The organism is Endozoicomonas sp. SESOKO2 (genome assembly GCF_024606245.1).
Taxonomy (GTDB): domain Bacteria; phylum Pseudomonadota; class Gammaproteobacteria; order Pseudomonadales; family Endozoicomonadaceae; genus Endozoicomonas_A.
In genome coordinates, this window is sequence record NZ_JAHHPQ010000065.1 from 1 (window position 1) to 24,716 (window position 24,716).

Sequence of the window (24,716 nt, forward strand, 5' to 3'; positions counted from 1 at the left end):
TGGATGTCCTTTTTATTTTTTTTTATTTTTGTGGATGTCCTTTTTATTTTTTTTTTGTGGATGTCCTTTTTATTTTTTTATTTTTATTTTCTATGATCTTCACCCTCGCATCATGAACGACAGTGCTGAATTTTACAGGCTCATTTCATGTTGGAAACTGGGCTCCCCTTCAGGCTCATTTCATATTGGAAGAGACTGAGGTTGACATATATAACTAGTCAGACTAGTTTTTTTTAAGGTGTGTCATGATTCAGGAGATTGAAATGGAAAATCAATGGCAGTTACAAGAGGCTAAAAGTAAGTTTAGTCATATCGTGGACAGGGCTCGCCAGTACGGTCCGCAATTTGTGACCCGTCACGGGCATAAAGCGGCTGTCATTCTTTCGTTTGAAGACTATCAAAAGATGTCCGCACCAGAGAATAGTCTGAGTGACTTTCTAAAAGCATCTCCCTTTTCGGATGCTGATGTTGAAGTGTTTGACAGAAGTAAAGAAACTCCGAGGGATGAAGATCTGTGAAGTATTTACTGGACACCTGTGTATTGTCAGAAGCATTCAAAAAAAATCCTGATCAGCATGTACTTGAATGGATGGATAGTTGTGAGGAATACAAGCTCTATTTGAGTGTTTTGACTCTGGCAGAAATTGAAAAAGGAATAGGGAAATGCCAGGAGCCGACAAGACAGGATAAGTTGCGAACCTGGCTTGAGTTTGATCTTATGGAGCGCTTCAAGCACAGAATATTGCCTGTAGATCTTGGGGTGGCAATAGCTTGGGGGCGTATCCAGTCTGAATCTGAAAAAAAGGGCGCACCTATGCCTGTGATTGATGGGCTTATAGCTGTCACAGGCTTGGTGCATGACTGTACTGTAGTTACTCGAAATACAAACGATATGCGTATGTGCCAGGTACAGTTATATAACCCATGGGAACGTACAGTGTCATCCAGACCCTGACCCGCAAAATTCATAAGGCGGTTTTGAACAGCCACATATTTTTAAAATAAATATGAACAGGCTCATATCTTTATTGACCTTCGTTTTAACGAGTGAAACATTTCTGTAACAAAATTGCATAACAATAGTGAGCAATAACAAACCTCATAGAGGCGCTCCATGTTGAAACCAATGAAAGGTCTGCTAGCGCTGACCATATCCACCGTTGCCATGCTCACCACCAGTGCACAGGCGGAAGAACTAAGAATTCTGACCTGGGGAGGCTATGCGCCTCAGGAAGTGATTGATCAGTTTGAACAGGAAACCGGTATTACCGTTAAGGTCACCAAATCCAATAACGAAGATATGATTTCCAAGCTTCGCGCTACTCGCGGTGCTGGTTATGATCTGGTGCAGCCAAGTCAGGATCGTATTGTCGGTGCGCAGAAAGAATATCGAATTTATAAACCTGTTGACCTCAGTAAACTCGATGCCGGTCAGTTTATTCCTTCCATGCTGTCTGCCACCAAAGCCAACACCACCATAAACGGTGATGTGTACGGTGTGCCTCATATCTGGGGTACCAGCGGTCTGATTACCGATACTGCAGGTAGCAAAAGCAGCTACAGTTTTAATGACCTCTGCTCTGATGATTACAAGGGCAAAGTATCCTATCGCCTGAAGCGTCCAACCCTGATTGGTTTCGCGTTTGCCATGGGCGAAGACCCATTCGCAGCCTACAACGATCAGAAAAAATACGCTGAAATTCTGGGCAAAGTTGAGCAGAAGCTCATCAACTGCAAAGCCAATGTTAAAGCTTACTGGGAAGGCGGTGATGCTTTGCTTAACCTGCTGCGCAGTGGCGAAGTCACTTTGGCCATGGGTTGGGATGCAGGCGGCTGGAAGCTGCATAAAGAAACGACCAGCATCAACTTCGTACCACCAGAGTCTGGAGCACTGGGCTGGATTGATACCTTTGCCCTGCCCGCCAAAGGCAAGAATGATGAAGCTGCTTATCAATGGATCAACTTTGTAATGCAGCCTGAGATTGCTGCCAAAATCACCGAGGCTGCGGGTAACTTTACCGCATCTGCCGGTGCTGAAGAGTTTGTTAACGAACAGCTCAGCAACAGCTATAAGATCAGCTACAACCAGAGCAGTCTCGATAATATCAAGTGGTATCCGCCAGTACCTGCAGGCCTGGAAATCATCGAAGGAAAAACGCTGGATCGTATCAAAGCCGCACAGTAATCAGTTATAGCTTTACCCGCCAGTCCTGTTTTTTGCTGAGAGTTATATGACAGAGGCTGGTGGTTTTTCAGGATGTACACCCTCATGACTTTCGATCTCGAATGCCGCAATGTTTTCAAACACTTTGGCAGTTTTCAGGCAGTAAATGACATTTCTCTTGAAATCCCTGCTGGCTTCTTTTTCTCCATACTGGGCCCCTCTGGCTGTGGCAAAACCACGCTGCTGAGAATGCTTGCCGGTTTTTCTGAACCTGATCAGGGAGAAATTCTGATAAAAGGAAAGAAGATGGCTGGTATCCCGGCTAATAAGCGTCCGGTAAATATGGTGTTTCAGCACCTGGCTCTTTTTCCCATGATGAATGTTGGGGAAAACATTGCTTACGGACTCAAGCGCAACAGGGTACCAAAGCCGCAAAGGGATAAAAAAGTTGCCGATGTTCTGGAACGTATTGGTTTGCCGGGTATTGAAAAAAAATCGGTCAATCAACTCTCCGGTGGACAGAAACAGCGGGTGGCAATTGCTCGATGTCTGGTGCTTGAACCGGATGTTCTCTTGCTGGACGAGCCTCTTGGCGCTCTTGACCTGAAGCTTCGGGAACAAATGAAAGTCGAGTTAAAAAAACTGCAAAAAGCGTTTGGTACCACCTTTATTTACATAACCCACGATCAATCTGAAGCAATGGTTATGTCGGACCAGGTAGCCGTCATGAATCATGGCCGTTTTGAACAGGTGGGCTCTCCGCAGTCGCTTTACTATGAGCCAAAAACGTCATTTGTCGCTGGTTTTGTTGGTAATAACAATCGGGTGGCCGGGATCGTTGAGTCTATTGTTGGTGAAACGGCAATAATCCGATCTAACGCCGGACAGCAATTTAAAACTGCGTTTCCAAAAATAGACCTTAAAGCAGGAGACGCTGTTGATTTGTTTATCCGCCCGGAAGCCATTCATATCCGGAGAGATCAGAGCGTAACGTCTGAAAACCATATTAATGGTCAGGTAGAAAATATTCTTTTTGATGGCGGTAATAGCCAGATACTGGTGAAAGATATCGATTCATCCCAAGAGTTGAGTGTTTCGTTGCCACAGACTCGAGAATTTAATGATCTGGTGGCTGGAGACAGAGTCTCATTATCCTGGGATATGCAACAGAGCAATATTTTTCTATCAAATAAAAAGAGAGAATCTTGACCATGACTGGTAGAAAACTCTCTTTTTATCTGCTGTTAATGCCACTGCTGCTGACGCTGACATTGCTGATTCTGTTACCACAGCTGGATATGTTGGGCATCTCAATGAGAGAGCGAGTCAGTTACGGTGTTTATGAGTTCAGCCTGCTTCATTATCGGGAGTTTTTCACAGAGCCGCTCTATTGGAATACATTTTTGCGCACTGCGGTGATGTCCATACTTGCTACGGCCCTGACATTACTGATCTCCTTTCCGGTTGCCTGGTATATCGCCAAAATTGCCCAGGGTAAAAACAAGAACCTGATGTTTCTTGCCTGTCTGATTCCATTCTGGGTCAGTGAACTTGTGCGAACCTATGGCTGGATGATTTTGCTGCGTGAGAGCGGTGTTGTCAGTGGCTTCCTGCAATGGATTGGAGTGGTGGACGCGCCAGTAGAGATGCTGTACAACGACATTACTGTTATGACGGGCCTCGTTTATGCCTCCATGCTCTTTATGGTAGTGCCTCTGGTCAGCACCCTGGAAGGAATGGACGACAGCCTTGTAGAAGCAGCTTATGACCTGGGCGGTAACCACTTCACGGTGCTTCGCACAGTCATTATTCCATACGCTGTACCAGGCATCGTATCAGGATGCATCGTCGTCTTTATGCTGACCCTTGGTAATTATCTGACACCGACACTGTTGGGTGGTAAAGACAGTCTCTGGTTTACCGAGCAGATTTTTACCCAGTTTATTACCCGCTTTAACTGGGAACAGGGAGCAGCCTTTGGCGTTTTATTGCTCTGTCTGTCGTCGCTGATTGTCTGGCTTGGACTGAAGCTCAGCAAACAGTCCTTCAAACAGGCATTAGCCAGTGAAACCTGAGAAATAGATCATGATACCGAGTATTCCCCAAAGCAGAGCATTTCAGAAAACCTACACGGTTTATGTATGCTTGTTCTTTATGTTTCTTTTGGCTCCACTTGTCGTCGTTGCCGTTTTCTCAATGAACGACAGTGTATTTCCTTCCCTGCCGTGGGAAGGGTTTACTCTGGACTGGTATTTTGCCGACAACAAAGAGCGTCGTGGCTTATTTCATGACGGTGCGATACAGGAAAGTATTATCACTAGCCTCATGATCGCACTGTTTGTTGCTATTCTGTCCGTCACTTTAGCTATCACTAATGCACTGTTGTTTGAGCGATATGATTTTCGGGGAAAACAGTTTCTCTATAGTTTGATGTTGCTACCACTGGTGATTCCGGGCGTCATTCTCGGGATTTCCATTCTTTCTTTCAGTAGCGGCATCGCCAATACGATAGAAGACAGTTATGGACTCGATCTGGAGTTTTTAAGGCCCGGTCTGCCACTTATTGTTCTTGGACAATTTGTATTTATCAGTACTATGGCAACACTCGTCATTTCAGCACGACTGAGAAAGCTGGATACCGCAATGGAAGAAGCTGCTTTAAACCTGGGTGCAAGCCGTTTTGAGGTATTCACAACGATTACACTGCCCTGGTTAAAGCCAGCGGTGATTGGCTCAGCGGTTGTGGCTTTTCTGATGTCTTTCGAGAATTTTAATACCACATTAATTCTTGCAGGCAGTGATTCCCCATTAACGATTACATTGTTTGATCGTATGAGGGAAGGTTCAACACCGGTGCTCAATGCGGTTTCGACACTATTGATGGCAGGATCTGGTGCACTGGCCCTCGTCAGTATTTTTATCCAAAGAAAGTAATTGAAATAGTTAAAGGACAGGCTCATATTTTATTTCCTTTTAGTTTGGTTTTGATCGTAAGGATTACAGTCTGAATTTTGAGCCTGTCAGCCCTTTATGAGGCTATTTTTGCCTGACTTGCAGCCGATATCTGATCATTGTGTCCATTGATATTCAGCACTCATGTTCACAGTTATTCATCAGTCTCTCCAAAAAAATGCAGTGTTCCTGCTAATCACATTGACGCTGTTGGCAATGTGGTCGGCTCTTTTAATCTGGAATTTCGGGCTCTCCAGCTATAACTTCAGGCGAGTCGTTCAGGTGATTTTTCTTTCTGTGATCTTTGGAGTATTCCTTAGCTATCAGACCCTGAATGGCTTTGCTCAATTGCCATTTTTAGCCAAGGTCTTGATCTTCCCCGGCCTGGTGTTTGGCTCATGCTCTGCATTAATGAGTGAATATCCGGTAAAAGGCATTCAGGAGGTTGGACTCTATGGCCTGTTGATGATGAGTTCATTACTGCTGGCCAAGAGTATTGATGAGAGAAGACTGGCGGGGGTTATCAGTGTCATCGGCTTAGCGATAGGGCTTTATGGTTTTGGGTACCTGTTTCACTATGCTGTTTATTTGCAATATCCGCCTGACGCATGGAGGCACACGGTTTATGGATTCACTAACCCCAGAATTTTGAATCATGCGCAGAACTGGCTGATTCCACTGTTGGCGTTGTTGCCCCTTTTATCGAAGGACATGGGATCTCTGGTTCAGAGATTAAGCTGGGTTCCTTTAGTGGTCATGTATTTTTTCGTTTTTTTATCAGAGAGCCGAGGTATTGTTCTCTCTTTGATTATGAGTGGAATAGCCATCTACCTCTGTTTCCGGAAGGCAATCACAGCCATCATTCGAGTTCATATAAAAGCATTGATCGTTGGGCTGCTCGCTTATTGGATTTTGATCTGGCTTATTCCTTTCTTTCTGGGGAATGGACTTGATGGCTTCAGGCCGCTCTCGTCTGCATTGAAAACCTATGACCGGGTTGAGCTTTGGATTAGTGCCTGGCAACTGACATTGCAGAACCCCATGCTTGGGGTCGGGCCACAACAATTTATTCTTTCATCAGGCAACGGACTGGGATCACCCCATAATGTTGTTTTACAGTGGCTTTCTGAATGGGGAACGCTGGCCACACTGTGCTTTGTAATCCTATTGCTCTGGGGCAGTGTTTCTTATCTGGTGGGATTGAAAAAACGTTTAGACGGCGGGCAGATCTCCGGGCGAAAAGCCTATATCCAGATATCGGCTCTGTGGGCTATTTCGAGTGCGGCTCTTCATGCCCAGATCAGCGGTGTGCTCATCACGCCGATGAGTCAGATGATGATGGTGCTGGTAGTGGGTTATTGTCTACACGCTCACGTTAACGACAGACTAATGGCCAGTGCTCAAGTAAAGGGTTGCGAACTGATTATTTCAAAGCTTTTGGTTTTAACGCTCATCGTGTTGTCGATGATCTTCTTTATCATTTTTTATGTTGAGTTCATTCAAGGCACCTATCCTGTTTCAATTCCCTTTGAATCCATGACCCCACGCTTCTGGCAGAATGGAGCCTTTCACCTCATTAATTAATATGTACCTCTCTGGCGATTAGCTTTGGGCTCAGCAAACCCTCGTAGGAAAAAAACTCTTGAGTGCGTCCTTTCTTATAGCTGACTTCATAGAGCATTAAAAAAGGAAGTCCACCTCCCCGGGTCATTTGTTTGAAATCCGCATGCCAGCCAACAAAGGTATGATCCTGATATTGCCCCAATTCACTGCTCAATAGTGGTCTGAAATTGTCTTTTCCTGAGCCTGTGGTTTTGAGCGTGTGGTGACCCGATTGAATAATCAGCATCAGCTCCGAGCCCTGTTCTTTCTCGAAATAGCGATCCACTTCACCTTGGTAAATGGTCTGAAGACTCAAAGCTCCGGTGACTGCAGTGGATGCAAGCACCAGCACAACGGTTATGGCCCGAGCGGCAAGAGAGAGTCTTTTATTATCGAAAAGGTTGCGATTTTTCACGATAGCCGCCTCTGTAACTAAGTCTGTATTGGGGTTATCGGGTCACACTTGAAAATCACGAGAAATTAGCGGGCTTAAAAGCCTAAAGCTCTGGTCATGAGCGCCGAAACATGTTGCTAGAGACTGACCTGTGGGGCCCCGGGTTTTGGCGTTGGGCAACTATTCAATGACCGAGGATAACGAGATGAAAACATGGATGTCCAGGACGCTGGGTTTCACGCTGATCGAACTGATGATCGTAGTAGCGATCATTGGTATTCTGGCGGCAGTGGCGATTCCCCAGTACCAGAACTATACCCGTAATGCGACGGTAAATGCTGCATTGAGTGAAGCCAGCCAATATAAAACCGCAGTGGGTATTTGTGCTCAAACCAACCCTATTACTAGTTGTGATGCAGGTGCATCTGGTTCTGGTATTCCTGCGGCACGAAACACAATTACTGGGGTAACGGACGGGGTTATCACCATTACCCCAGGTGGAGCCTATGATGGTCAGACTTTAACGTATACTCCTGATTCAACAGGCACCGTATGGACTCTTCGTTGTAATGGTGGTGGTACACTCTGTAGTAATGATTCTTTAACTGGTACACCTGATTTCTCGCCCTAGAACTTCATTGGGATAGTTCTTACCCAGGCCGGATTTAAACCCGGCCTTTTGTCTGTCTGGCGTTTATTTGACGATAAGAGTGACTTCAGAATGGTGCCTGGCCTAGTTGTAGCTGCTTGCAAATAAAGTCCGTTTTACCCGCAAACCCCCCCCTTTTTTTGATCCCTAATCAACTGAAAATAAGACCCTGAGCATGCTCGTATTTATTAAGAATGTGCCCAAATGAATCAAGACTAATGGCTATTACCCAATAGCTGTGTGCTGCGGACTCGAAAGATACCCTTCTATTTTGCAGTTTAGTTGCAGCATCTTTAAAGGTTCACAAAAGCAAATACTACAACGGTCAAAAAAACTGTGATGTGAGCATTGTCGGGGATGATGACTTTAACCCATGATCTGACACACGCCCTTTCATGAGACATGAGGGTAAAGAACAAAAGACATTAATCGTATAAATCGATACAACAGCGCTTTAATGGATTTTTAACGGGAAAGCACACTTATTTTCTTGATCTATCCTTCCTTTCTGTAAACCGGAAAGCAGGGATAGAATTATTAAACACTCACTCTTTGTAGCAGCGCTCTTACTGCTATTGTTTTCTGTCAACTGCCAGACCCAACCATTGACAGAACGTTATATTGTCGAGCTTGAGCAGAAAAAAGGTTCTACGAAACAGCGCTTCACTATAATGCGTGACCGGCGTACATTCTCAGGTAACCCGTCAGTCATTGCCTACGCAAACAGTTATACAGAATCAGGCTTGCCACCTGATCACAATCCACACAAATCGGGCGAATACGGGGTTAAAACAACACATATTGAATCGATTTCATGGCAATGGCTCTACAACATCCAGCTGCTGGTGGGTTACGAACTAATCCTGACAACCAAAGGCGCCTCTCTAAAAATCACACCTTATTCGTGGTCACCTGTAGAAATGGCCGTCACTGTCAGTTGGCTTTTACAGAACTATTGGAACCCCGGTTCACCGTCGTTTAACCCAAGTGGACAACAAAAGGCGAGTGAGTTTCATCCGTTTGCCACCATCACTATGATGTTTGGCTCTGGAAATAACCTTCAAACCAGTCAGCAACAGGGCCAGCCATCAGAATCGTCCGGCCAGCATGCCATCTTAGCCACAGGCTATTTCACCAGTCTTGTGTGCTCTGACTCTGGCAACGGTAACGGAGACCCTCATCAACATTTGCACAGTTTAGGTTTAAATTGTTTCGTCCAGCCCTGTCACGGCGTTTGTCAATTCCGATCCTCTACCGTTAGCATGAGGTTAGCTCAATCGCCGTTGGATTCTGTAGGCGTTTCGACAGTAGCAACACCAGGACAAAATGCTCCGTTGAATAGCTGCAACTCTTTAGAAGGGGTCGCCTCAGACGGGGTTGCCCTGAACTCAGTCGATGCAGGGGTAGCCAGTACAACGGCTCCTGCCGGGAAAGCAACCTGTAACGTGATAGTGGTCGAGGAGGATGGTCAGCTGCGGCAATGCTGGAAAGTCTGCAAGAATGCTCGTGCTCTCTACACACACAAATACATGTACCACAGCGGGCAACAAACCTGTGAATTGCCCGTGTTCGGGGAGGATGGCCATCAGCAGCCATGTGGGAAAGTATTCAAGCATGTCCGATCTCTGTTATGTCACAAAAGCAGATACCATACCGGGCAACGAACCTGTGAGGCCACGGTAGCCGGAGAGGATGGCCAACAGCGACCATGTGGTGTGTCCTGTAAAAATGCCAGAGCCCTGACCGATCACAAAGACAGATACCACAGAAAACAACGAACCTGCGATGTGGCTGCGATCGGGGAAGATGGCCAGCCGCGGCCATGCGGGATGGTCTTCAACGGCCCTAAAGCGCTGTTGGATCACAAAGCAATCTACCACTCAGAGCCACAAACCTGTGACATGACCGTGCTCGGGAAGGATGGCAAACAGCGGCCTTGCGGGACGGTCTGCAAGAATACCCATGCCCTTCACTGTCACAAAAGCATTTACCACAATGGACAAAAGACCTGTGACATCACTGTGGTCGGGGAAGACGGCCATGAGTGGCCATGTGGGAAAACCTTCAAGCATGCCCGATCACTGTCATCTCACAAAATCAGATACCACACCGGGGAACAAACCTGTAAGGCGACAGTGGTCGGTAAAAGTGGCCAGCAGCGACCATGCAGAACGCTCTGCAAGAATGAACAAGCCCTGATAAATCACAAAGACAGGTACCACAGGAGTCCACGAACCTGTGACGTCATCGTGGTCGGGGAAGATAGCCAGCTGTTGCCATGCGGGAGGGTATTCAATGGCCCCAAAGCGTTGTCGGATCACAAAAGAAGCTCCCACAGTGGGCCACAAACCTGTGAGGTGACGGTGACCGGTGATGATAGCCAGCTGCAGCTATGCGGAAAGGTTTGCGACAGTCTCAAAGCCCTGTCGAATCACAAACGAATACATCGAAAACGCAAGCTTGATGACCTGAAATGCAATGATAAAGATAGTCCTTGATCTAGCCACTGCCCTTTCATAAAGATAACAATCAAAAGACACTCTTCATCTAAGTGGGAGCATCAGCGCAGTAATTGTTTTTTAACGGCATGAACCCGTATAAGATTATGATCCTGCTGCGGAACGAGACAGCCCGGAAGCCAGAGAGGTTTTTATTGTTGATGCTTTTGAGACTGCTTAAGGCGGAAATACAGTCATGGTCGTCTAAACCATTCAATAGAGTCCCTGATGCTCGGAGCATTTAAATAGCTTTTAGCTCTCCGAGCCTGCTCAACGGACATCAAAGCCACAGCAGCTATTTCCTGAGGCGTAGCATTAAGAATTTTTTTCCAGCTTTTGAAATGGGCTACCAGTTTTTCAGAACGACTTTCTCCCACCTGTGGAATGCTCAAGGCTCTTATCTGGGACTTCAGAGAAGCCATGTGGAGAGTGCTGAGTACCATTAGCAGTTGTTTCGATGAGTGCTCATTTAAGCCTGCCTGTTTCAGATCATATTCAGACATTTTGAAGCTATCTGGTAAGCGGCTGATAATTTTATTTAACATCAGTTTTTTAATCAGAGGCTCGTGCAAGAAGGGAATATCCAACCTTGTCCCCAGCCACTTTACTCTTGCCGTCAGCTGTTCTTCACAGCCGGGCTTCAACTCCAGGCAGGAGAAGGCATCGTAACCTGTCGGGTCTGGTGGTGTTGGTTGAGTGCGATGCTCCGGTCTCAGAACAACCTGACCAAAAACGGGTGTAGCGGCACCTTTAAGCTGAACAGAAATCTGGTCGCCAATAGCAATATCCTTCCCAGTCAGGTTTTTGATGCTGCCCAGTGATACCTGACGGACTGTCTCCCCTCTGATTGCTACCGGTTCCACCTGAATTACCGGGGTGATATGGCCGGTTCGTCCCACTCTGAAATCAACGCCTTTAACTTCCGTTACCGCACTGTCTGAAGCGAATTTCCAGGCAATGGCCCAGGCAGGGCTGCGGCTGTCCCAGCCCAGTTTTTTGCGAAGCTCGAGGTTGTCCAGTTTCAGAACAATACCGTCCATCAGGAAGGGTTCTTCACCACTGGGTTTGCTGTAGGTTTGACGAATTTTTTCTATCTCTTTCAGAGTATTCACCAGATCGGTATACCGGGCGGGCAGTTCAAAGCCATAGCTGTACAGGGTGTTAATAACCGTTTTGTCGCTCTCAAACGGGCTGTTGACCCAGCGCCAGGGGAAAAACTCGATACTGTCCAGTGAGCTAACATCCAGTTCGTTGCGACTGATATGGCCGGAGACAAAATGGCGGGCACTGCTGTAAGTGGAATGTCTGACGGTCTCACTCAAACGGGCAAATAGTTCTCCATGGAGGATAATGTCATTGTATTCCGTTTTCAGCACTTTCGGGATCATGGGCATCTGTTTGACTGCATCTAGAATATTCTCTCCTCTGTCGCCTGTGCCACGGGTGGAAGCGGCTACCAGTTTGCGGTTCTGATAAACCAGCTCAACCGCAACACCATCTATCTTGGGTTGAACCAGAATGCTTTCCTTTCCGGCTTCTTTGAGGAATTTTTTGATGTCGTTAATGTCCCGGGCTTTTTTCAAACTACCCATAAAGGCGCGATGATCGACTTGTCCTTCGGCATTCTCTTCAGCGACAGCGGGGAGTGTCAGTTCTGGAAAACAGTGTTTCAGAGATTGCAGTTGAGCTTTTAGCGCATCGTATTCATGGTCGGTAAGGACCGGAGAGTGCTTGTTGAAGTAGAGATCGTCGTGGTGTTTGATTTCTTTGTGCAGAGCAGTGATCTGCTTTTCAGCCTGCACAGCAGACCAGCTTGGGCAGGCACTCCATGCCGCCACTGGGATGAGCAAAAGTAAGGGTAAAAAAAGGTGTTTCATGATCAGTTTTCCGGGGCGGGTATCGTCTTTTATTGATCGGCAACAAAAGACGAAACTGATCGGGAGGTGGGTCAGAATCAAATGGCTATAAGTTTACGGGTTATAGCCATTGGGATTTTCGGACTGCCAGCGCCAAGCGTCGGTCACCATGTCTTCCAGTCCTCGCTCTGCTTTCCAGCCTAGCTGATTGAGGGCTCTTTCGGGATTGGCATAGCAGGCAGCAATGTCTCCGGAACGGCGAGGTGTGATTTCATAAGGCACATTTTGTCCAGACGCTTTCTCAAACGCTGCAACGATTTCCAGTACGCTACAACCTTTGCCTACGCCGAGGTTCCAGATATGTACGCCTTTGGTTGTACGAAGTTTTTCTATGGCTTTGACATGGCCCAGTGACAGATCCACGACGTGGATATAATCACGAACTCCGGTGCCGTCGACGGTGGGATAGTCGTCACCAAAGACTCGCAGTTTTTCCAGCTTTCCAATGGCCACCTGAGACACATAGGGCATCAGGTTGTTGGGGATGTCATTAGGATCTTCGCCGATACGACCAGAAGGGTGAGCGCCTGCCGGATTAAAGTAACGAAGCAGCGCAATGCTCCAGTCTGTATCTGATTTGAAGAGGTCTCCCAGAACTTCTTCCACCATCAGCTTCGAGCGACCGTACGGATTGGTGGCACTCAGCGGAAAATCTTCCGTGATCGGCAGAGTGGCCGGATCACCATAGACAGTCGCTGACGAGCTGAAAACGATACGTTTAACACGAGCTGCCTGCATGGCCTGACAAAGTACCAAGGTGCCGTACACATTGTTGTCATAGTAATCGAGTGGAATCTCGCAGGACTCTCCTACGGCTTTCAACCCTGCAAAGTGGATGACGGCTTCAAAATCATGCTGTTGAAAGAGAGTGTCCAGCAAGGCTCGATCACGGATGTCGCCGTTGACAAACTCCAGTGTCTTGCCAGTTATCTCCTGAACCCGGCGCAGAGATTCTTGGTTGCTGTTGCTAAGGTTGTCCAGAACTACTATTTCGTAGCCGTCGTTTAATAATTCCAGGCAGGTATGGCTACCGATATAACCAGCCCCCCCTGTGACCAGAATTTTACTCATGCTCTGTGGCTTCCTGTTCAGATCTCTGTGATATCAACCAGTCTCATGGAAAGGTCAACGGACTCAATGTCTTTGGTGAGCGTTCCGATAGAAATAAAGTCGACGCCGGTCGCTGCGATCATCGGCAGGCGCTCCTCGGTGATTCCTCCGGAAGCTTCCAGTCCGGGCTGAGGCGCTGGCAGAGTTTTGTTCAACTCAACGGTCTCACGCAGTGTTTCCAGAGGGAAGTTGTCCAGCATGATAATGTCGGCACCAGCGCTTCTTGCCCGTCGGAACTCCTCCATGTTCTCGACTTCCACTTCTACGGGTTTGCCCGGAGCCATGGTTCGGGCGGTGTCGACTGCCTGCTCAATACCCCCGCAGGCGGCAATATGGTTTTCCTTGATCAGGAAGGCATCATAAAGTCCGATTCGGTGATTGTGGCATCCGCCTGCCTTGACGGCGTACTTTTGAGCAAGACGAAGACCGGGCAGGGTTTTGCGGGTGTCCAGCAGTCGAACGTCTGTCTCTTTGACCTGACTGGCATAGTGATAACAGCGGGTAGCGGTGCCGGAAAGGGTCTGAAGGAAATTCATGGCAGCACGTTCACCGGTCAACAGGCTTCTGGCAGGGCCTTCCATGTAAACCAGAACCTGATCCGCTGCAACACGTTCACCTTCCTTAACCTGCCAGTTCAGATTGACCGATGAATCGATCTGTCTGAACACTTCATCAAACCAGGGGCGTCCGGCAATAACGGCAGGCTCACGGCATAGGATACGGGCTTTGGCCATTTGCCCGGCAGGAATCAGAGAGGCCGTAATGTCACCTGAACCGATATCCTCTTCCAGAGCATGGCGAACATTGCGCTGGATAGTGTCGATCAGGTCGGAGGTGAGATTGTCATGGGGCTGCATGTTGAGTCTACTTATGTTTTACCGGGAATGATGAAAAATTGGCTGGGATTATAAACAACTTGATGTCTTTGGTCTTGCCGATTGCAATAGCCTGTCTTGATCTATAATTGTAATCCCTTTTAAAACACAGTGGCAGGCACATAGTATGTTCATCATCAGGTTCTTTGCCTGTGCCCTTCTTGCTCTGGTCATCTCCTGCTCTCAGGCATGGGCCGGGACCACACAAATTGACTCCTACCCAGCCCTCAGGGACGCTCTTGAACAGGGAGAAGTGCCTATTATCGGTGTGATTGATTTTGCACAGTGCACGAGTAAGTCACAAAAGACTCTGGATTTTCGGGGAAAAGAGATCACTATTTTCAAACGAAACGCCATCTACGAAGACGGCACGGTGAGTATGCTAACCACCTACAAAGTGAATACGCTTATGGATGAAAGCAAGTGGGCCAGTCGTCTGCCAGACCGGACAGAAGACATGCCAGTCTGGATAGAGTGGCAGAGTGGCTACGACCTTTCCAGTCAGGATGATAAGGAATTTAAAGTCAAGTTTATTGCAGCGGATGCAAAGACCGGAAAGACCCTCATAACCGGAGACTACAGGTGCCCACTGGGATCGGCTATTAAGTTATGGCGTACACCTCACGGTCTTTGAGATCTCATATAAAACACAGCAACAGGCAGAAAACATGTGCATTGTCAGGTTGGTCGCCTGTGCTTTTCTTACTCTGGTTATCTTTTTTTCTGAGGCGTGGGCCGGGAACACACAAATTGAATCCTACTCAGCGCTCAAGAGTGCTCTTGGGCAGGGGAAAGTGCCTGTTAACGGCCTGATTGATATGGAACAGTGTCAGAATAAGTGGCCATTATCACTGAATTCCAGAGGAAAAAAGATGATTGTTTTTAAACAGAACACCATTAATGAAGATGGCTCAATAGTGATGTTAACGAGCTATAAAGTGAGTATGCATTTAATGAACTCAAGCTTGCCAATCCTCCGCCAGAGTGGGTAGGGCAAGTCTGGATAGAGGGGCAAAGTGCCTTCACTCTTTCCGAGGAGGATGATGGCCAATTTAATATAAAGTTTATTGCGACAGATACAAATACCGGAGCGATCCTGAGCGCAGGTCAATACAGGTGCCAACTGGGATCGGCTGTTAAGTTATGGCGAACACCTCACGGTCATCAGGGCGTCGGCAGTTTTTATGGTTACTGGGTGCTGAGTTCTGTCATTTCTCTCATTGGTGGCTGGTTAGCCGGTGTTTTTACCACCGGTTTTTCAGCCAGCTCAATCAGATAGCCGTAAAATAGATATCTTTGGTCTTGCCGAATGCAATGGCGCATCATCACCTATAATGGAGATTTCTTTCAAAACGCAACAACAAGCAAAAACACATGTATATTTTCAGGCTGATCACCTGTGCTTTTCTCACAGTGGTTATCATCTGTTCCAAGGCATGGGCATGGGCCGGGGCCACACAAATTGAATCCTACTCATCGCTCAAGAGTGCTCTTGAGCAAGGAGAACTGTCTGTTACCGGTGTGATTGATCTCGACCAGTGTACGGATAAGTGGCCATTATTTCAGAGTCTCAAAGGAAAAAAGATGACTGTTTTTAAACAAAACAACATTAATGAAGATGGCTCAATAGTGATGTCAACGAGTTATAAAGTGAGTACGCATTTAGTGCTCGGACTCAGGGATGTCCCTCCTGAGCCGGAATGGGTAGTGCCAGCCTGGACAGAATGGCAAATTGTCTACACCCTTTCCGAGGAGGATGATGGACAATTTAAAATAAAGTCTATTGCAACGGATGCAAAAACCGGAGTTATTCTCAGATTTGCTCACTACCGGTGCCAACTGGGATCGGCTATCAGGTTATGGCACTCGCCTCACGGTCGATGAGGTAATGGCGTTTTTATTTCCGACTACCGGATGCTGAGTTCTGCCAACTCTCTCATCAATGCCCGATTGACAGGTGTCTCCACCCCCAGCTTTTCGGCCTGCTCAATCAGATAGCCGTTGATAAAAGCCAGCTCGGTTTTTCGACCCTGTCGGACATCCATGCAGGTGGAGGAGTGATTCATCGCAGTATCCCGACAGACTTGCCTGACTAACTCAGAAAGGTTTCCTGAACCGGGAATACCGGCCGATTGCCTCACCTGCATCACTTCTTCAGCCAAGGCTGCCAGACGCTGTTGACGTTCTTCAGTGTTCAGAAGTTCACCATTCCTGCAATCATACAAGGCAGTAAGACCGTTGATGGCACAATTGACCGCCAGCTTATCCCAGAGCTTTTGTTCAATCTTATGGGTAAACTGAATATCGATTGGCAGTTTTTCCAGAGCCTCTTTGAAAGCGTGCCAGACAGATTCGTCAGGGTTCTGAACGACAGGACCGACCCAGGTTGATCCACGACCGGCATGGCAGACATGCAGAAAGTCTTTCATCCATGCCCCTTCTGTCGTCGATGCGGCCCATATGGTTTGTGAGCTGAAATGTTGTGCTACCGCTTGCTGGCTTCCCATACCGTTCTGCATTACTAGTATCTGACATTGGTCTGATAAATGATCAGCCAGTGAGAGAACCGCAGCTTCAGCATCCTGAGCTTTTGTGCAGACCATTAAATGTGTGATCGAGTCAGTGAGAGATTCGGGAGAATCCACTTTGATGGGGTAGTGTTGAGTGGTGCCATCCAGTTCATCAATGGTTAGAACAGGCTGGGCAGCATTGAGCGAGCGCAACCTTTGTTCACGAACAAGCAGGGTGGGTTTCATTCCGGCCTTGAGGAGATGAGCTGTCCACAGGCAGCCCATACTGCCAGCACCGATGATATGCCAGGTCACTTCTTGGCTCACTCTGGTTGAGATAATCCGCGCGAGTTTAAACAGTCAAAGATGATATGTGAATATTGAGTGTCGCCTGCGGAGTAAGTCGGTCTCTATTTGTTCTCGACCACTCAATTTTTCTTGACCTGTTTACCGCTGTGTCAATTCAACATTGAAAAAGGCAAAAAATAACAAGAATTAAAAATGAACTTCTTTGATTCATTCAAGTCAAAAATAGCAGGTAAACAATATGGATGAGCCAAGGAGAATGATATGGATGTTTCCAATAATACCGGAGGAGTGACCAGCACCGGTGCTTACAGCAGGGTGTCTGAGACTACTGCTTCCACCAGTGCATCATCAAACAGCACTGTCACCGCCATTAATCCCGATAAGCAATTGCAACCGGCGCATGAATACCCTGCAGCCGATCACTCCAGAGCGGGTGAAACCTTGGTTGTCAGGACGATATCTCAGGCGGCTAGCTCAGTGACACAAGGACTCACCCGCTCCCTTAAAAGGACATCACGTGTTCTTGGGTTGGCTTATAGTGGCTGCACTACACTGGCGAAGGTGGCTTGTTATCGTTCTCCTGAACCAATTGCTCAGTTTTTTCATAAAAATGGCGGGCTGTGCGGCAAAATAGGCCAATACGTAGCTGCAACACAGGCACCGGCTGAGTATTTCAAATCATATCAAGATCTTCATAACTACACGACTGAAATAATCAAAGTCGCAAGCCAGTATTCGGCAGGCAAGGTTGATCCTGAGGTAATCAGGAAAATTGTCGAGCGCAATCTGGCTAATGTCGGACTGCTTTCTGAAGATGCCAGGTTGGAAAGATCAGGCACAGTTGATAATGACAGCGGTAGCCAGTTCATAGCTAACAGTGCCGTTTCAGCAGTACCTGTACGGCATGTTGAAACACTTGGGCGTGGGACTGTTTGCCAGGTCGATAAGTTCAATATTGGTGGAAGAGATTTTGCTGTTAAATCTTTATCACCTGAGTTGGCAGAAAAAATTAACATTGATGTTTCGATGATGATCAGCCTGTTTTCTACCCTCCATGACTGGGGTTTTATCTCTAAGATATGCTTTGACGACATATCCAGTGCATTCAAGAATTTTAGTAATGAGTGTGATTTATCACGGGAACTTACGTTTACCGAAAAAGCGTCTGAGGCATTAAAAGATTTGACAGAAACCAGGCAGTATCAGGTAAGTACCGGTTCAGGCCATCAGGTGCCGGTTCAGTTCAGGGTCCCTGAGGTGTCTGTACCTTTATCCCGTCCTGATGCCCTTGTGATGGAGTATATTGATGGCTGTTCTCTTGATCGGGCAGACGCGTTAAGGGAAAGGCTCACTTCGTGGCAGCCGGACTGGAAAGAGGGTGGAAGGTTAAGTGAAGCGGAAATAAATACTATTATCGTCGGCATTCATAAACTTGTGCTAGAGGTTTATTTGGATTTAGTCAGTGAATCCTGTTTTTTAAACACCGATTTCCAAACGGGCAATTTCATGATGAAACTGGAGAGCGATCGTATCAGTATTTATTGTATTGATCACGCCAACAGTAGCGCCAATAACGATATTTTGCGCATAGTGAAAGACCCTGTTTATTATTCACTTGTTACAGGACTGTTCTTGTTATTTCATAACCGTGCTAACGGGAATGGCCTGGGTGAGGAGCCAGATGTCCCCAGTCCAATGGATACAACCGACGAAGTTGACATCCGGGATCTGGTTTGCACGGCAATATCCCCGAAAATACTGGAACGTTTAGAAAAATCTATTGAAACTCATCGTAGGGGCTTTGGATCGGATATCATACCCCCCATTGATGAATTACAAAAATTTCAGGAAGAAGCTACCGTTGGAGAAATTTGCAGTCAGATTTATCATTGGTTAAAAGACAACTCGGACCATTCTGATACGGAGGGGCCTTTCCAATCAGAGGCTGCGTTTGTCGAGCCATTGACGCGATTTTTGATCCGGCTTGCCATGGAACATGAGGAGCAAGATATGCAGAAGGCTGACATGGCAACCTTGCACAAAGTTGTCACTGTTCCTTTTGACAAATTTGTTCAAAGTCTGGGTTTTCAGACCAGTCCGACCAATCCTTTATTACTGCGGGTTGGGAAGCAGTTATCTGCATATCGTCAGTATATAGGGCAACTGGAGTCGCTAATGGATAACTGGGAGTATTACCGAGAATAGCGAGCTATTTGATGAACAAAGGCGGGGAGTGTCACTGAATAGTTGCAATGATTATTGCAGGCTGGCTCTGATCTCTTTAATGGTGATAAACAATTTGTCTGGATTATTAATAAAAGGTGTGAAACCAAATTTCTCATAAAAAGCAGCTATGCCGGATTTGGCATCTACGACAACCAATGGGAATCCGACAGTATCTCTGGCTTGTAGTAATTTATGCAAAGCGTCAATTAACAACCACTCTCCATAACCCTGCCCGGAGTAGTATTTGTTGATGGCTAAGCGGGCAATCAGCCCTGCCGAACCCGCGCTACTGTGTTTTTTTTGCAGTCTGGCAGGCAGAGCCTGCAAGTCCAGTGGAATCATGGTCAGCGTGTAATGCCCGATAATGGTTTCTGGACAATCTGAGTCCTCCAGCACAAAGGTTCGGGTATTGTCATTCCCTGCCTGCTGCCTCGCCATCATTTGAAGATAATTGTTCAGGGCAGAAACACCGCAATCAAAGCCTTGACGGTCGTGTTTGCTCTTATCGAGAATTAAAGTTTTCATTTATTCCCTGTCTTTTTATAACGCTGGGCCGCCTGCTTAAGTCGAGGATTGGGTTTTAAATCTTTATCCAGAGCCTGCACAAGTAACAGAGCATCTTGCTGGCTCAGTTTCAGGGATCGCTCGCTGTCCATGATCTGTTTGGCCTTCTCAATAGCAGCGGACAGTACAAAGGAATTAATGCTGGAAACACCGATAATAGCCGCAGCCTCAGCCAGTAGTTCTTTTGTATCTGTATCAATACGGGTGGTGATTCTGGGTAGTGATGTTGCCATAAATCCTCCTTGTTATGTGTCATAATGGCAAATAGAGTATTTTTCAATCTTTTTTGAAAATCAAACATATGTGGAGAAATTGTTGTGTCGAACTTCAGCGTAAGACCTCCACTGAACTAGACGTTGATGACACTTTACAGGCTTTCGGCATCTTGGGATTGGTCTCTGTTTATTTCCGGGCGTTCAATTTTCCTTGACCTGTCTACAGCTTTATAGCTTAAAGTTCCTCCCTGTTGATGATTTGAGGATACTTCAGTGTGTACCGAATTTCTGAATTAGCCGCCGCTGTCGGGCTTTCACGCACTGCGCTTCTTTACTACGAGAAACAGCAGCTTATTTCAGGTAAGAGGCTTGAAAATGGCTACCGTTTCTACAGCGATGAAGACCTGCAAAGAGTCCGCCTGATTCAGCAACTGCAAGCGGGAGGGCTGACTTTGAAAGAGTGCAAAGTTTGCCTTGAAGAAAAGATAGACAAAGATTTGTTACGAAATCGCTTAAGGCAGCTTGATGAAGACATTGCATTGAAGCAGCAATCACGAGCGTTGCTGGCAGCCATGCTGGGTGAAGGTGATCTCAGAACCTGGCATGAAGACCTCGAAAGGGTGGCTCCGGATGCTCATCTTAACTGGCTGGTGAAGCAGGGTTTTACTGAGAAAGAAGCCCTCAGATTAAAATGGTTATCAAAAGACATGAATGATCACGAAACCTATATGAACGACTTTATGAAAGTTTATGAGACGCTGGAACGTTGGGGGCCAGGCAATGAAAAAGACACACTGAAAGCCTTGTCTCTGCTGCCTGAAGCCCCTGCTGATATTCTGGAGATTGGTTGTGGCACAGGTCTGTCAACCAAGTTGTTGATAGACAATACCGACGCAAACATCACTGCAATAGATAACGAACCGTCAGCACTGGCTCGATTGGAAGAACGTTTTGAGGAACAGGATATTTCCGGAAGGCTTTCCAGTGTCTGCGTCAGCATGACTGAATTGCCCTTCGAGAATGAAAGCTTTGATCTCATCTGGTCAGAAGGCAGTGCTTACATCATGGGGGTTCAAAAAGCACTGACTCAGTGGCGGCCGCTTCTTCAGCCCGGTGGCTACATGATGTTAAGCGACCTGGTCTGGCTGACAGATCAGCCAGACAAAGAAGCGATGGCGTTCTGGGAGCAGTCCTATCCTGATATTCAGGCGATTAGCACTCGTTTGAAACAAATGGATGCTGCCGGGTATGATGTAGTCGACCACTTTTCTCTCAGCAGGGAGTCGTGGGATAACTACTCTGAACCACTGAAAAAACGAATCCATGATTTGTCATCAGATATGTCTGAATCAGAAGCGTTGAAGGATATCGAGAGTGAGCTGGATATCTACAGTAAATTCTTGGGGCAGTTCGGCTATCAAATGTTTGTTCTTGCCAAGCGCGATTAAAAGGATGTCTATACTACCTCTACGTTCCAACGTCGTGGAGAGTACTTATGTCACACATCTATAAAATTCTGGAAGTGGTAGGCAGCTCAACCGTCAGCAGCGACGATGCCATACGCAATGCTATTGCCACTGCCAGTGTCACTCTGAATCACCTGGGCTGGTACGAAGTGGTGGAGCATCGGGGTCATATTGAGGATGGTGAGATCGCACATTTTCAGGTGACCGTGAGAATTGGTTTCAGGCTGGAAGACCGTGGTAAAGCGTCTTGATTGCCATACCCGTTGTAACGGGGGCTTGCCATTCAGCAGGGATTCTCGGATACAATAGTCATCTACTTTCAGAGTTTGTTGATTGGAAAATCCCTCATGCCTTCATTTGATATTGTTTCAGAAGTGGATATGCACGAGCTGACCAATGCGGTCGATCAGGCGAACCGCGAGCTGACCACCCGTTATGATTTCAGAGGGGTTGAAGCCAGCTTTGAAAAGAGCGGTGAAAACCAGATTGTGATGACAGCCGATGCTGACTTCCAGCTGGTGCAGATGGTTGAAATGCTGAAAACCAAAATGGTCAAACGGGGCATTGATGTTAAATGCCTGGAAGTGAAAGACCATTATGGTTCTGGCAAGCAGGTTAAACAGGATGTCGTGGTTCGTCAGGGGCTGGATAAAGAGCAGGCCAGGAAAATCGTCAAGATGATCAAGGATGCCAAGCTCAAGGTACAGCCTGCCATTCAGGGCGAGCAGGTTCGCGTCTCTGGCAAGAAGCGTGATGATCTTCAGAGCGCTATTGCATTGCTGAGAGAAGCGGACACCGAGATGCCTCTTCAGTACAATAACTTCAGAGACTGATCCTGACAGGAGAGGCTCGCCTCTCCTGTTGAGCAACATCCAGACGAAAAAAATGTTCCCCGGCATGTTCAGGTGTGCTTTGATTAAAACTTCCCGGGAGTTCTGCGACATAAACTCAGTTCAATAGATTCGACCACTGGAAGGCACAATCATTATGTTGATATTATCGGGACAGTTTTCCACCAAGAGTTCAACGAAGAACACTATAAAAACCGTCAAAAGCACACCCGGAGGAGCAGAATGCAACTAATGAACGCTTCTACCCGTTCCTGGGGAGAGGCATGGAAGAGTTTCAGGCATCCTAGGGTAATCAGTGCTCTGTTTCTTGGCTTTTCAGCAGGCCTTCCCATATTACTCATATTCAGTAGCCTGTCTATCTGGTTGCGGGAGGCGGGTGTTGAACGCAGCATGGTGACTTTCTTCAGCTGGGCTGCCCTGGGTTATTCATTCAAGTTTGTTTGGGCCCCATTGGTTGACCGGGTTCCCCTGCCATGGTTGACAAAAAGTCTCGGGCGCCGAAGAGCCTGGCTGTTACTTGCCCAGTTTGCGGTGATGGCTGCTCTTTTATTTATGGCGAGTCATGATCCCATCTATGGATTGACCTGGGTTGCAGTAGGGGCAGTGATGCTGGGGTTCTCATCGGCCACACAAGATATAGTCATTGATGCCTATCGTATAGAAGCTGCGGAGAGCGATCTTCAGGCCATGATGTCTTCCGCTTACATTGCAGGCTATAGAGTCGGTATGATAGTAGCCGGGGCAGGCAGTCTGGCATTGGCCAGCTGGTTTTCAGGTGGCGACGAATCCGTTTACCACTATGAGGCCTGGGCTTCTGTTTATCGTTGTATGGCGGCGTTCATGCTGGTAGGGGTTGCCACCACACTATTGATTTCAGAGCCTGAAAACAATCAGTCAGCCTTCTCTGAACAATACGGTACCCGTGACTATGTTCGTTTTCTGGGGTTGTTTGTAGTGGCAGCAGGCGCTTTTGTGGCAGGCTTTACATTGACCCCTGAGATAGCTTCCCAGTTGAAAACGACGCTGGTGGATGGCGGGCTTTCTGCACATGTTGCAGGATTCTTTTCTGAATCCTTCCGGTTGCTGTTCAGTGTCGCTCTGGGTGGAGGGTCTGCCTGGTTGATGATCAGCCTGAACGTAGCACCCAGGGGGATGGTCAGAGAAACTTACGTCACACCATTTACTGACTTCTTTGCGCGTTATGGAAAACTGGCGATCTATATTTTGCTGCTGGTTGGCACTTATCGGATTGCTGATATTGTGATGGGAGCCGTTGCCAATGTGTTTTACAAGGACATGGGTTATAGCAAGGAACAGATAGCGGCTATCACCAAAACCTTTGGTTTGTTGATGACCATTGCCGGTGGTTTCCTGGGCGGGCTGTTAGCCCTTCGCTACGGTGTGATGAAAATCCTCTGGATCGGTGGGCTACTGGCTGCTGTCAGTAACCTGCTGTTTTCCATGTTGGCACAAATGGAACCTGAAACCTGGATACTTGCTGTGGTCATTGCAGCTGATAATCTCAGCGCCGGTATTGCTTCTGCGGCCTTTGTGGCTTTCCTCTCCAGTCTGACGAACCGGGCATTCACAGCGATGCAGTACGCAGTCTTCAGTTCACTGATGACACTGGTACCCAAACTGATGGCAGGCTACTCCGGCAGCGTCGTGGATGCGGTGAACTACCCCATCTTTTTTGCAGGCTCCGCTATTCTTGGATTGCCAGTGTTGCTGTTAATCACTTATTTACAGAAGCTGATGGAGCAGTCTGAGGAGGCTGCTCCCGATTGACGAGGCGGGCAAAAAAGCCCGCTAACTCTATCTTTTGATCTCGGCGATCAGTTTTGCTTGCCACTGCCCCTTTTCCTGTTCTGGAAGCTTGCCGAGAGAATCCCTGCAAACATGCACCATTGCCTGGAGAATGGTTTCAGGTTGATAGTTAAGGTTTTCCAACTGGCGAATAATTTCAATCGCCAGGGCAATGTCTTCAGGGTGCTGATCCAGGTCGTTCAAGATTTACTCTCCACTCCATTGAAATAGCTTCAGATTGACTTTGCCATTGAGCAAAGTGATACCTTCTGATTCAAGCAAGGATTGCTGTTGTTGATACTTGGCGCTGGACACTGGAAACGAAATTTGTCCTTTGCTGTTGATGACTCTGTGCCAGGGAAGTCCGGAACCTGAAGGTAGTTGCTTTAGAATGTTACCGACTACCCGGGCATAGCCTGGTGCACCGGCCATGTTGGCCAGTTGTCCATAGGTGACCACGCTACCCTCGGGTATTTTGGTCAGGATGAGCCAGATATCGGATGGACTGAACGGTGCTTGCAAGCCAAGTCTCCAGGCTGATTTTATAAAGCAGTCATCTAGCAGCCTGTCGGACTTAAGGCTGTCCTACTGCGGTTGCAATAAATTGGT

The 24,716-nt window shown here is 47.2% G+C and carries 26 protein-coding genes; 17 read left to right on the top strand and 9 right to left on the bottom strand.

The features are described from left to right. The first annotated feature begins 245 nt into the window (after positions 1–245). From KDK17_RS01580 to KDK17_RS01610, 7 genes are all read left to right on the top strand, one after another. On the top strand, positions 246–518 hold the full coding sequence (locus tag KDK17_RS01580) for a type II toxin-antitoxin system Phd/YefM family antitoxin (protein ID WP_257252833.1): 273 nt from the start codon (positions 246–248) through the stop codon (positions 516–518). After that, positions 515–955, top strand: a complete 441-nt coding sequence (locus tag KDK17_RS01585; protein WP_257252834.1) for a type II toxin-antitoxin system VapC family toxin — start codon at positions 515–517, stop codon at positions 953–955. Before KDK17_RS01580 ends, KDK17_RS01585 begins: the two co-directional genes overlap by 4 nt. A 159-nt stretch (positions 956–1,114) precedes the next feature. Next, positions 1,115–2,185 (top strand): extracellular solute-binding protein, encoded by a 1,071-nt coding sequence (locus KDK17_RS01590; protein ID WP_257252835.1) that lies wholly within the window; start codon positions 1,115–1,117, stop codon positions 2,183–2,185. Between the two features lie 84 nt (positions 2,186–2,269). Further along, positions 2,270–3,373 carry an ABC transporter ATP-binding protein gene (locus KDK17_RS01595; protein WP_257274438.1) on the top strand — a complete coding sequence of 368 codons (1,104 nt, stop codon included), beginning with the start codon at positions 2,270–2,272 and terminating at the stop codon, positions 3,371–3,373. Between the two features lie 2 nt (positions 3,374–3,375). Next, the gene (locus tag KDK17_RS01600) at positions 3,376–4,239 is read left to right on the top strand and encodes an ABC transporter permease (protein ID WP_257252838.1); all 864 of its coding nucleotides are present in this window, start codon (positions 3,376–3,378) and stop codon (positions 4,237–4,239) included. Between the two features lie 10 nt (positions 4,240–4,249). Beyond that, positions 4,250–5,098, top strand: coding sequence for an ABC transporter permease (locus KDK17_RS01605; RefSeq protein ID WP_257280253.1), 849 nt, complete (start codon positions 4,250–4,252; stop codon positions 5,096–5,098). A gap of 162 nt (positions 5,099–5,260) precedes the next feature. After that, positions 5,261–6,700 (top strand): O-antigen ligase, encoded by a 1,440-nt coding sequence (locus KDK17_RS01610; RefSeq protein WP_257252840.1) that lies wholly within the window; start codon positions 5,261–5,263, stop codon positions 6,698–6,700. Here KDK17_RS01610 and KDK17_RS01615 read toward each other — a convergent pair. Then, positions 6,693–7,133 carry a hypothetical protein gene (locus KDK17_RS01615; protein ID WP_257252841.1) on the bottom strand — a complete coding sequence of 147 codons (441 nt, stop codon included), beginning with the start codon at positions 7,131–7,133 and terminating at the stop codon, positions 6,693–6,695. The genes KDK17_RS01610 and KDK17_RS01615 overlap by 8 nt on opposite strands. Before the next feature lie 184 nt (positions 7,134–7,317). Here KDK17_RS01615 and KDK17_RS01620 point away from each other — a divergent pair, with 184 nt between their 5' ends. After that, the gene (locus KDK17_RS01620) at positions 7,318–7,743 is read left to right on the top strand and encodes a prepilin-type N-terminal cleavage/methylation domain-containing protein (protein ID WP_373691551.1); all 426 of its coding nucleotides are present in this window, start codon (positions 7,318–7,320) and stop codon (positions 7,741–7,743) included. A gap of 623 nt (positions 7,744–8,366) precedes the next feature. Further along, the gene (locus KDK17_RS01625; RefSeq protein ID WP_257287193.1) at positions 8,367–10,259 is read left to right on the top strand and encodes a hypothetical protein; all 1,893 of its coding nucleotides are present in this window, start codon (positions 8,367–8,369) and stop codon (positions 10,257–10,259) included. Between the two features lie 194 nt (positions 10,260–10,453). Here KDK17_RS01625 and KDK17_RS01630 read toward each other — a convergent pair whose 3' ends face one another. The 3 genes from KDK17_RS01630 to nadC all read right to left on the bottom strand — a co-directional run bounded on the left by KDK17_RS01630 (position 10,454) and on the right by nadC (position 14,142). Beyond that, positions 10,454–12,136 (bottom strand): helix-hairpin-helix domain-containing protein, encoded by a 1,683-nt coding sequence (locus KDK17_RS01630; protein WP_257287194.1) that lies wholly within the window; start codon positions 12,134–12,136, stop codon positions 10,454–10,456. Positions 12,137–12,229: 93 nt separating this feature from the next. Then, positions 12,230–13,246, bottom strand: a complete 1,017-nt coding sequence (gene galE / locus KDK17_RS01635; RefSeq protein WP_257280250.1) for a UDP-glucose 4-epimerase GalE — start codon at positions 13,244–13,246, stop codon at positions 12,230–12,232. 17 nt (positions 13,247–13,263) lie between these two features. Further along, the gene (gene nadC / locus KDK17_RS01640; protein ID WP_257252846.1) at positions 13,264–14,142 is read right to left on the bottom strand and encodes a carboxylating nicotinate-nucleotide diphosphorylase; all 879 of its coding nucleotides are present in this window, start codon (positions 14,140–14,142) and stop codon (positions 13,264–13,266) included. A 145-nt stretch (positions 14,143–14,287) separates the two neighbouring features. Between nadC and KDK17_RS01645 the strand changes: the two genes are divergently transcribed. The 3 genes from KDK17_RS01645 to KDK17_RS01655 all read left to right on the top strand — a co-directional run bounded on the left by KDK17_RS01645 (position 14,288) and on the right by KDK17_RS01655 (position 16,044). After that, positions 14,288–14,794: a hypothetical protein gene (locus tag KDK17_RS01645; protein ID WP_257275176.1), complete on the top strand. Its 507-nt coding sequence runs from the start codon at positions 14,288–14,290 to the stop codon at positions 14,792–14,794. A 34-nt stretch (positions 14,795–14,828) separates the two neighbouring features. After that, positions 14,829–15,152 carry a hypothetical protein gene (locus KDK17_RS01650; protein WP_257287195.1) on the top strand — a complete coding sequence of 108 codons (324 nt, stop codon included), beginning with the start codon at positions 14,829–14,831 and terminating at the stop codon, positions 15,150–15,152. Positions 15,153–15,534: 382 nt separating this feature from the next. Next, complete coding sequence (locus KDK17_RS01655) at positions 15,535–16,044, top strand: hypothetical protein (protein WP_257252851.1); 510 nt, start codon at positions 15,535–15,537, stop codon at positions 16,042–16,044. A 23-nt stretch (positions 16,045–16,067) separates the two neighbouring features. Here KDK17_RS01655 and KDK17_RS01660 read toward each other — a convergent pair whose 3' ends face one another. Continuing rightward, positions 16,068–16,997: a ketopantoate reductase family protein gene (locus KDK17_RS01660; protein WP_373691553.1), complete on the bottom strand. Its 930-nt coding sequence runs from the start codon at positions 16,995–16,997 to the stop codon at positions 16,068–16,070. A 459-nt stretch (positions 16,998–17,456) separates the two neighbouring features. Here KDK17_RS01660 and KDK17_RS01665 point away from each other — a divergent pair, with 459 nt between their 5' ends. Then, the gene (locus tag KDK17_RS01665) at positions 17,457–19,184 is read left to right on the top strand and encodes an AarF/UbiB family protein (RefSeq protein WP_257287196.1); all 1,728 of its coding nucleotides are present in this window, start codon (positions 17,457–17,459) and stop codon (positions 19,182–19,184) included. Positions 19,185–19,235: 51 nt separating this feature from the next. Here KDK17_RS01665 and KDK17_RS01670 read toward each other — a convergent pair whose 3' ends face one another. Further along, positions 19,236–19,730 carry a GNAT family N-acetyltransferase gene (locus tag KDK17_RS01670; protein ID WP_257252855.1) on the bottom strand — a complete coding sequence of 165 codons (495 nt, stop codon included), beginning with the start codon at positions 19,728–19,730 and terminating at the stop codon, positions 19,236–19,238. Next, positions 19,727–20,002 carry a DUF1778 domain-containing protein gene (locus KDK17_RS01675; RefSeq protein WP_257252857.1) on the bottom strand — a complete coding sequence of 92 codons (276 nt, stop codon included), beginning with the start codon at positions 20,000–20,002 and terminating at the stop codon, positions 19,727–19,729. Before KDK17_RS01675 ends, KDK17_RS01670 begins: the two co-directional genes overlap by 4 nt. A gap of 257 nt (positions 20,003–20,259) precedes the next feature. On the opposite strand from KDK17_RS01675, the gene KDK17_RS19445 reads away from it, so the two are divergent. The 4 genes from KDK17_RS19445 to KDK17_RS01695 all read left to right on the top strand — a co-directional run bounded on the left by KDK17_RS19445 (position 20,260) and on the right by KDK17_RS01695 (position 24,089). Next, positions 20,260–21,432 carry a MerR family transcriptional regulator gene (locus tag KDK17_RS19445; RefSeq protein WP_257252858.1) on the top strand — a complete coding sequence of 391 codons (1,173 nt, stop codon included), beginning with the start codon at positions 20,260–20,262 and terminating at the stop codon, positions 21,430–21,432. 47 nt (positions 21,433–21,479) lie between these two features. After that, entirely contained in the window at positions 21,480–21,701 is a 222-nt protein-coding gene (locus KDK17_RS01685) for a dodecin (protein ID WP_257252859.1), read from the top strand. A 96-nt stretch (positions 21,702–21,797) separates the two neighbouring features. Next, entirely contained in the window at positions 21,798–22,283 is a 486-nt protein-coding gene (locus KDK17_RS01690; RefSeq protein WP_257252861.1) for a YajQ family cyclic di-GMP-binding protein, read from the top strand. Between the two features lie 240 nt (positions 22,284–22,523). Then, entirely contained in the window at positions 22,524–24,089 is a 1,566-nt protein-coding gene (locus KDK17_RS01695; protein ID WP_257280248.1) for an MFS transporter, read from the top strand. Positions 24,090–24,116: 27 nt separating this feature from the next. Here the strand turns inward: KDK17_RS01695 and KDK17_RS01700 are convergent, their stop codons facing one another. After that, positions 24,117–24,311 carry a hypothetical protein gene (locus KDK17_RS01700; RefSeq protein ID WP_257252864.1) on the bottom strand — a complete coding sequence of 65 codons (195 nt, stop codon included), beginning with the start codon at positions 24,309–24,311 and terminating at the stop codon, positions 24,117–24,119. Between the two features lie 3 nt (positions 24,312–24,314). Continuing rightward, positions 24,315–24,629, bottom strand: coding sequence for an MGMT family protein (locus tag KDK17_RS01705; protein ID WP_257252865.1), 315 nt, complete (start codon positions 24,627–24,629; stop codon positions 24,315–24,317). Positions 24,630–24,716 lie beyond the last annotated feature (87 nt).

Excerpts from the sequence above, each read along its gene's own strand:
- KDK17_RS01580 (WP_257252833.1), top strand. The coding sequence starts at position 246 with ATGATTCAGGAGATTGAAATGGAAAATCAATGGCAGTTACAAGAGGCT.
- KDK17_RS01590 (WP_257252835.1), top strand. The coding sequence starts at position 1,115 with ATGTTGAAACCAATGAAAGGTCTGCTAGCGCTGACCATATCCACCGTT.
- KDK17_RS01595 (WP_257274438.1), top strand. The coding sequence starts at position 2,270 with ATGACTTTCGATCTCGAATGCCGCAATGTTTTCAAACACTTTGGCAGT.
- KDK17_RS01600 (WP_257252838.1), top strand. The coding sequence starts at position 3,376 with ATGACTGGTAGAAAACTCTCTTTTTATCTGCTGTTAATGCCACTGCTG.
- KDK17_RS01605 (WP_257280253.1), top strand. The coding sequence starts at position 4,250 with ATGATACCGAGTATTCCCCAAAGCAGAGCATTTCAGAAAACCTACACG.
- KDK17_RS01610 (WP_257252840.1), top strand. The coding sequence starts at position 5,261 with ATGTTCACAGTTATTCATCAGTCTCTCCAAAAAAATGCAGTGTTCCTG.
- KDK17_RS01620 (WP_373691551.1), top strand. The coding sequence starts at position 7,318 with ATGAAAACATGGATGTCCAGGACGCTGGGTTTCACGCTGATCGAACTG.
- KDK17_RS01630 (WP_257287194.1), bottom strand. The coding sequence starts at position 12,136 with ATGAAACACCTTTTTTTACCCTTACTTTTGCTCATCCCAGTGGCGGCA.
- galE (WP_257280250.1), bottom strand. The coding sequence starts at position 13,246 with ATGAGTAAAATTCTGGTCACAGGGGGGGCTGGTTATATCGGTAGCCAT.
- nadC (WP_257252846.1), bottom strand. The coding sequence starts at position 14,142 with ATGCAGCCCCATGACAATCTCACCTCCGACCTGATCGACACTATCCAG.
- KDK17_RS01645 (WP_257275176.1), top strand. The coding sequence starts at position 14,288 with ATGTTCATCATCAGGTTCTTTGCCTGTGCCCTTCTTGCTCTGGTCATC.
- KDK17_RS01650 (WP_257287195.1), top strand. The coding sequence starts at position 14,829 with ATGTGCATTGTCAGGTTGGTCGCCTGTGCTTTTCTTACTCTGGTTATC.
- KDK17_RS01655 (WP_257252851.1), top strand. The coding sequence starts at position 15,535 with ATGTATATTTTCAGGCTGATCACCTGTGCTTTTCTCACAGTGGTTATC.
- KDK17_RS01670 (WP_257252855.1), bottom strand. The coding sequence starts at position 19,730 with ATGAAAACTTTAATTCTCGATAAGAGCAAACACGACCGTCAAGGCTTT.
- KDK17_RS01675 (WP_257252857.1), bottom strand. The coding sequence starts at position 20,002 with ATGGCAACATCACTACCCAGAATCACCACCCGTATTGATACAGATACA.
- KDK17_RS01685 (WP_257252859.1), top strand. The coding sequence starts at position 21,480 with ATGTCACACATCTATAAAATTCTGGAAGTGGTAGGCAGCTCAACCGTC.
- KDK17_RS01690 (WP_257252861.1), top strand. The coding sequence starts at position 21,798 with ATGCCTTCATTTGATATTGTTTCAGAAGTGGATATGCACGAGCTGACC.
- KDK17_RS01695 (WP_257280248.1), top strand. The coding sequence starts at position 22,524 with ATGCAACTAATGAACGCTTCTACCCGTTCCTGGGGAGAGGCATGGAAG.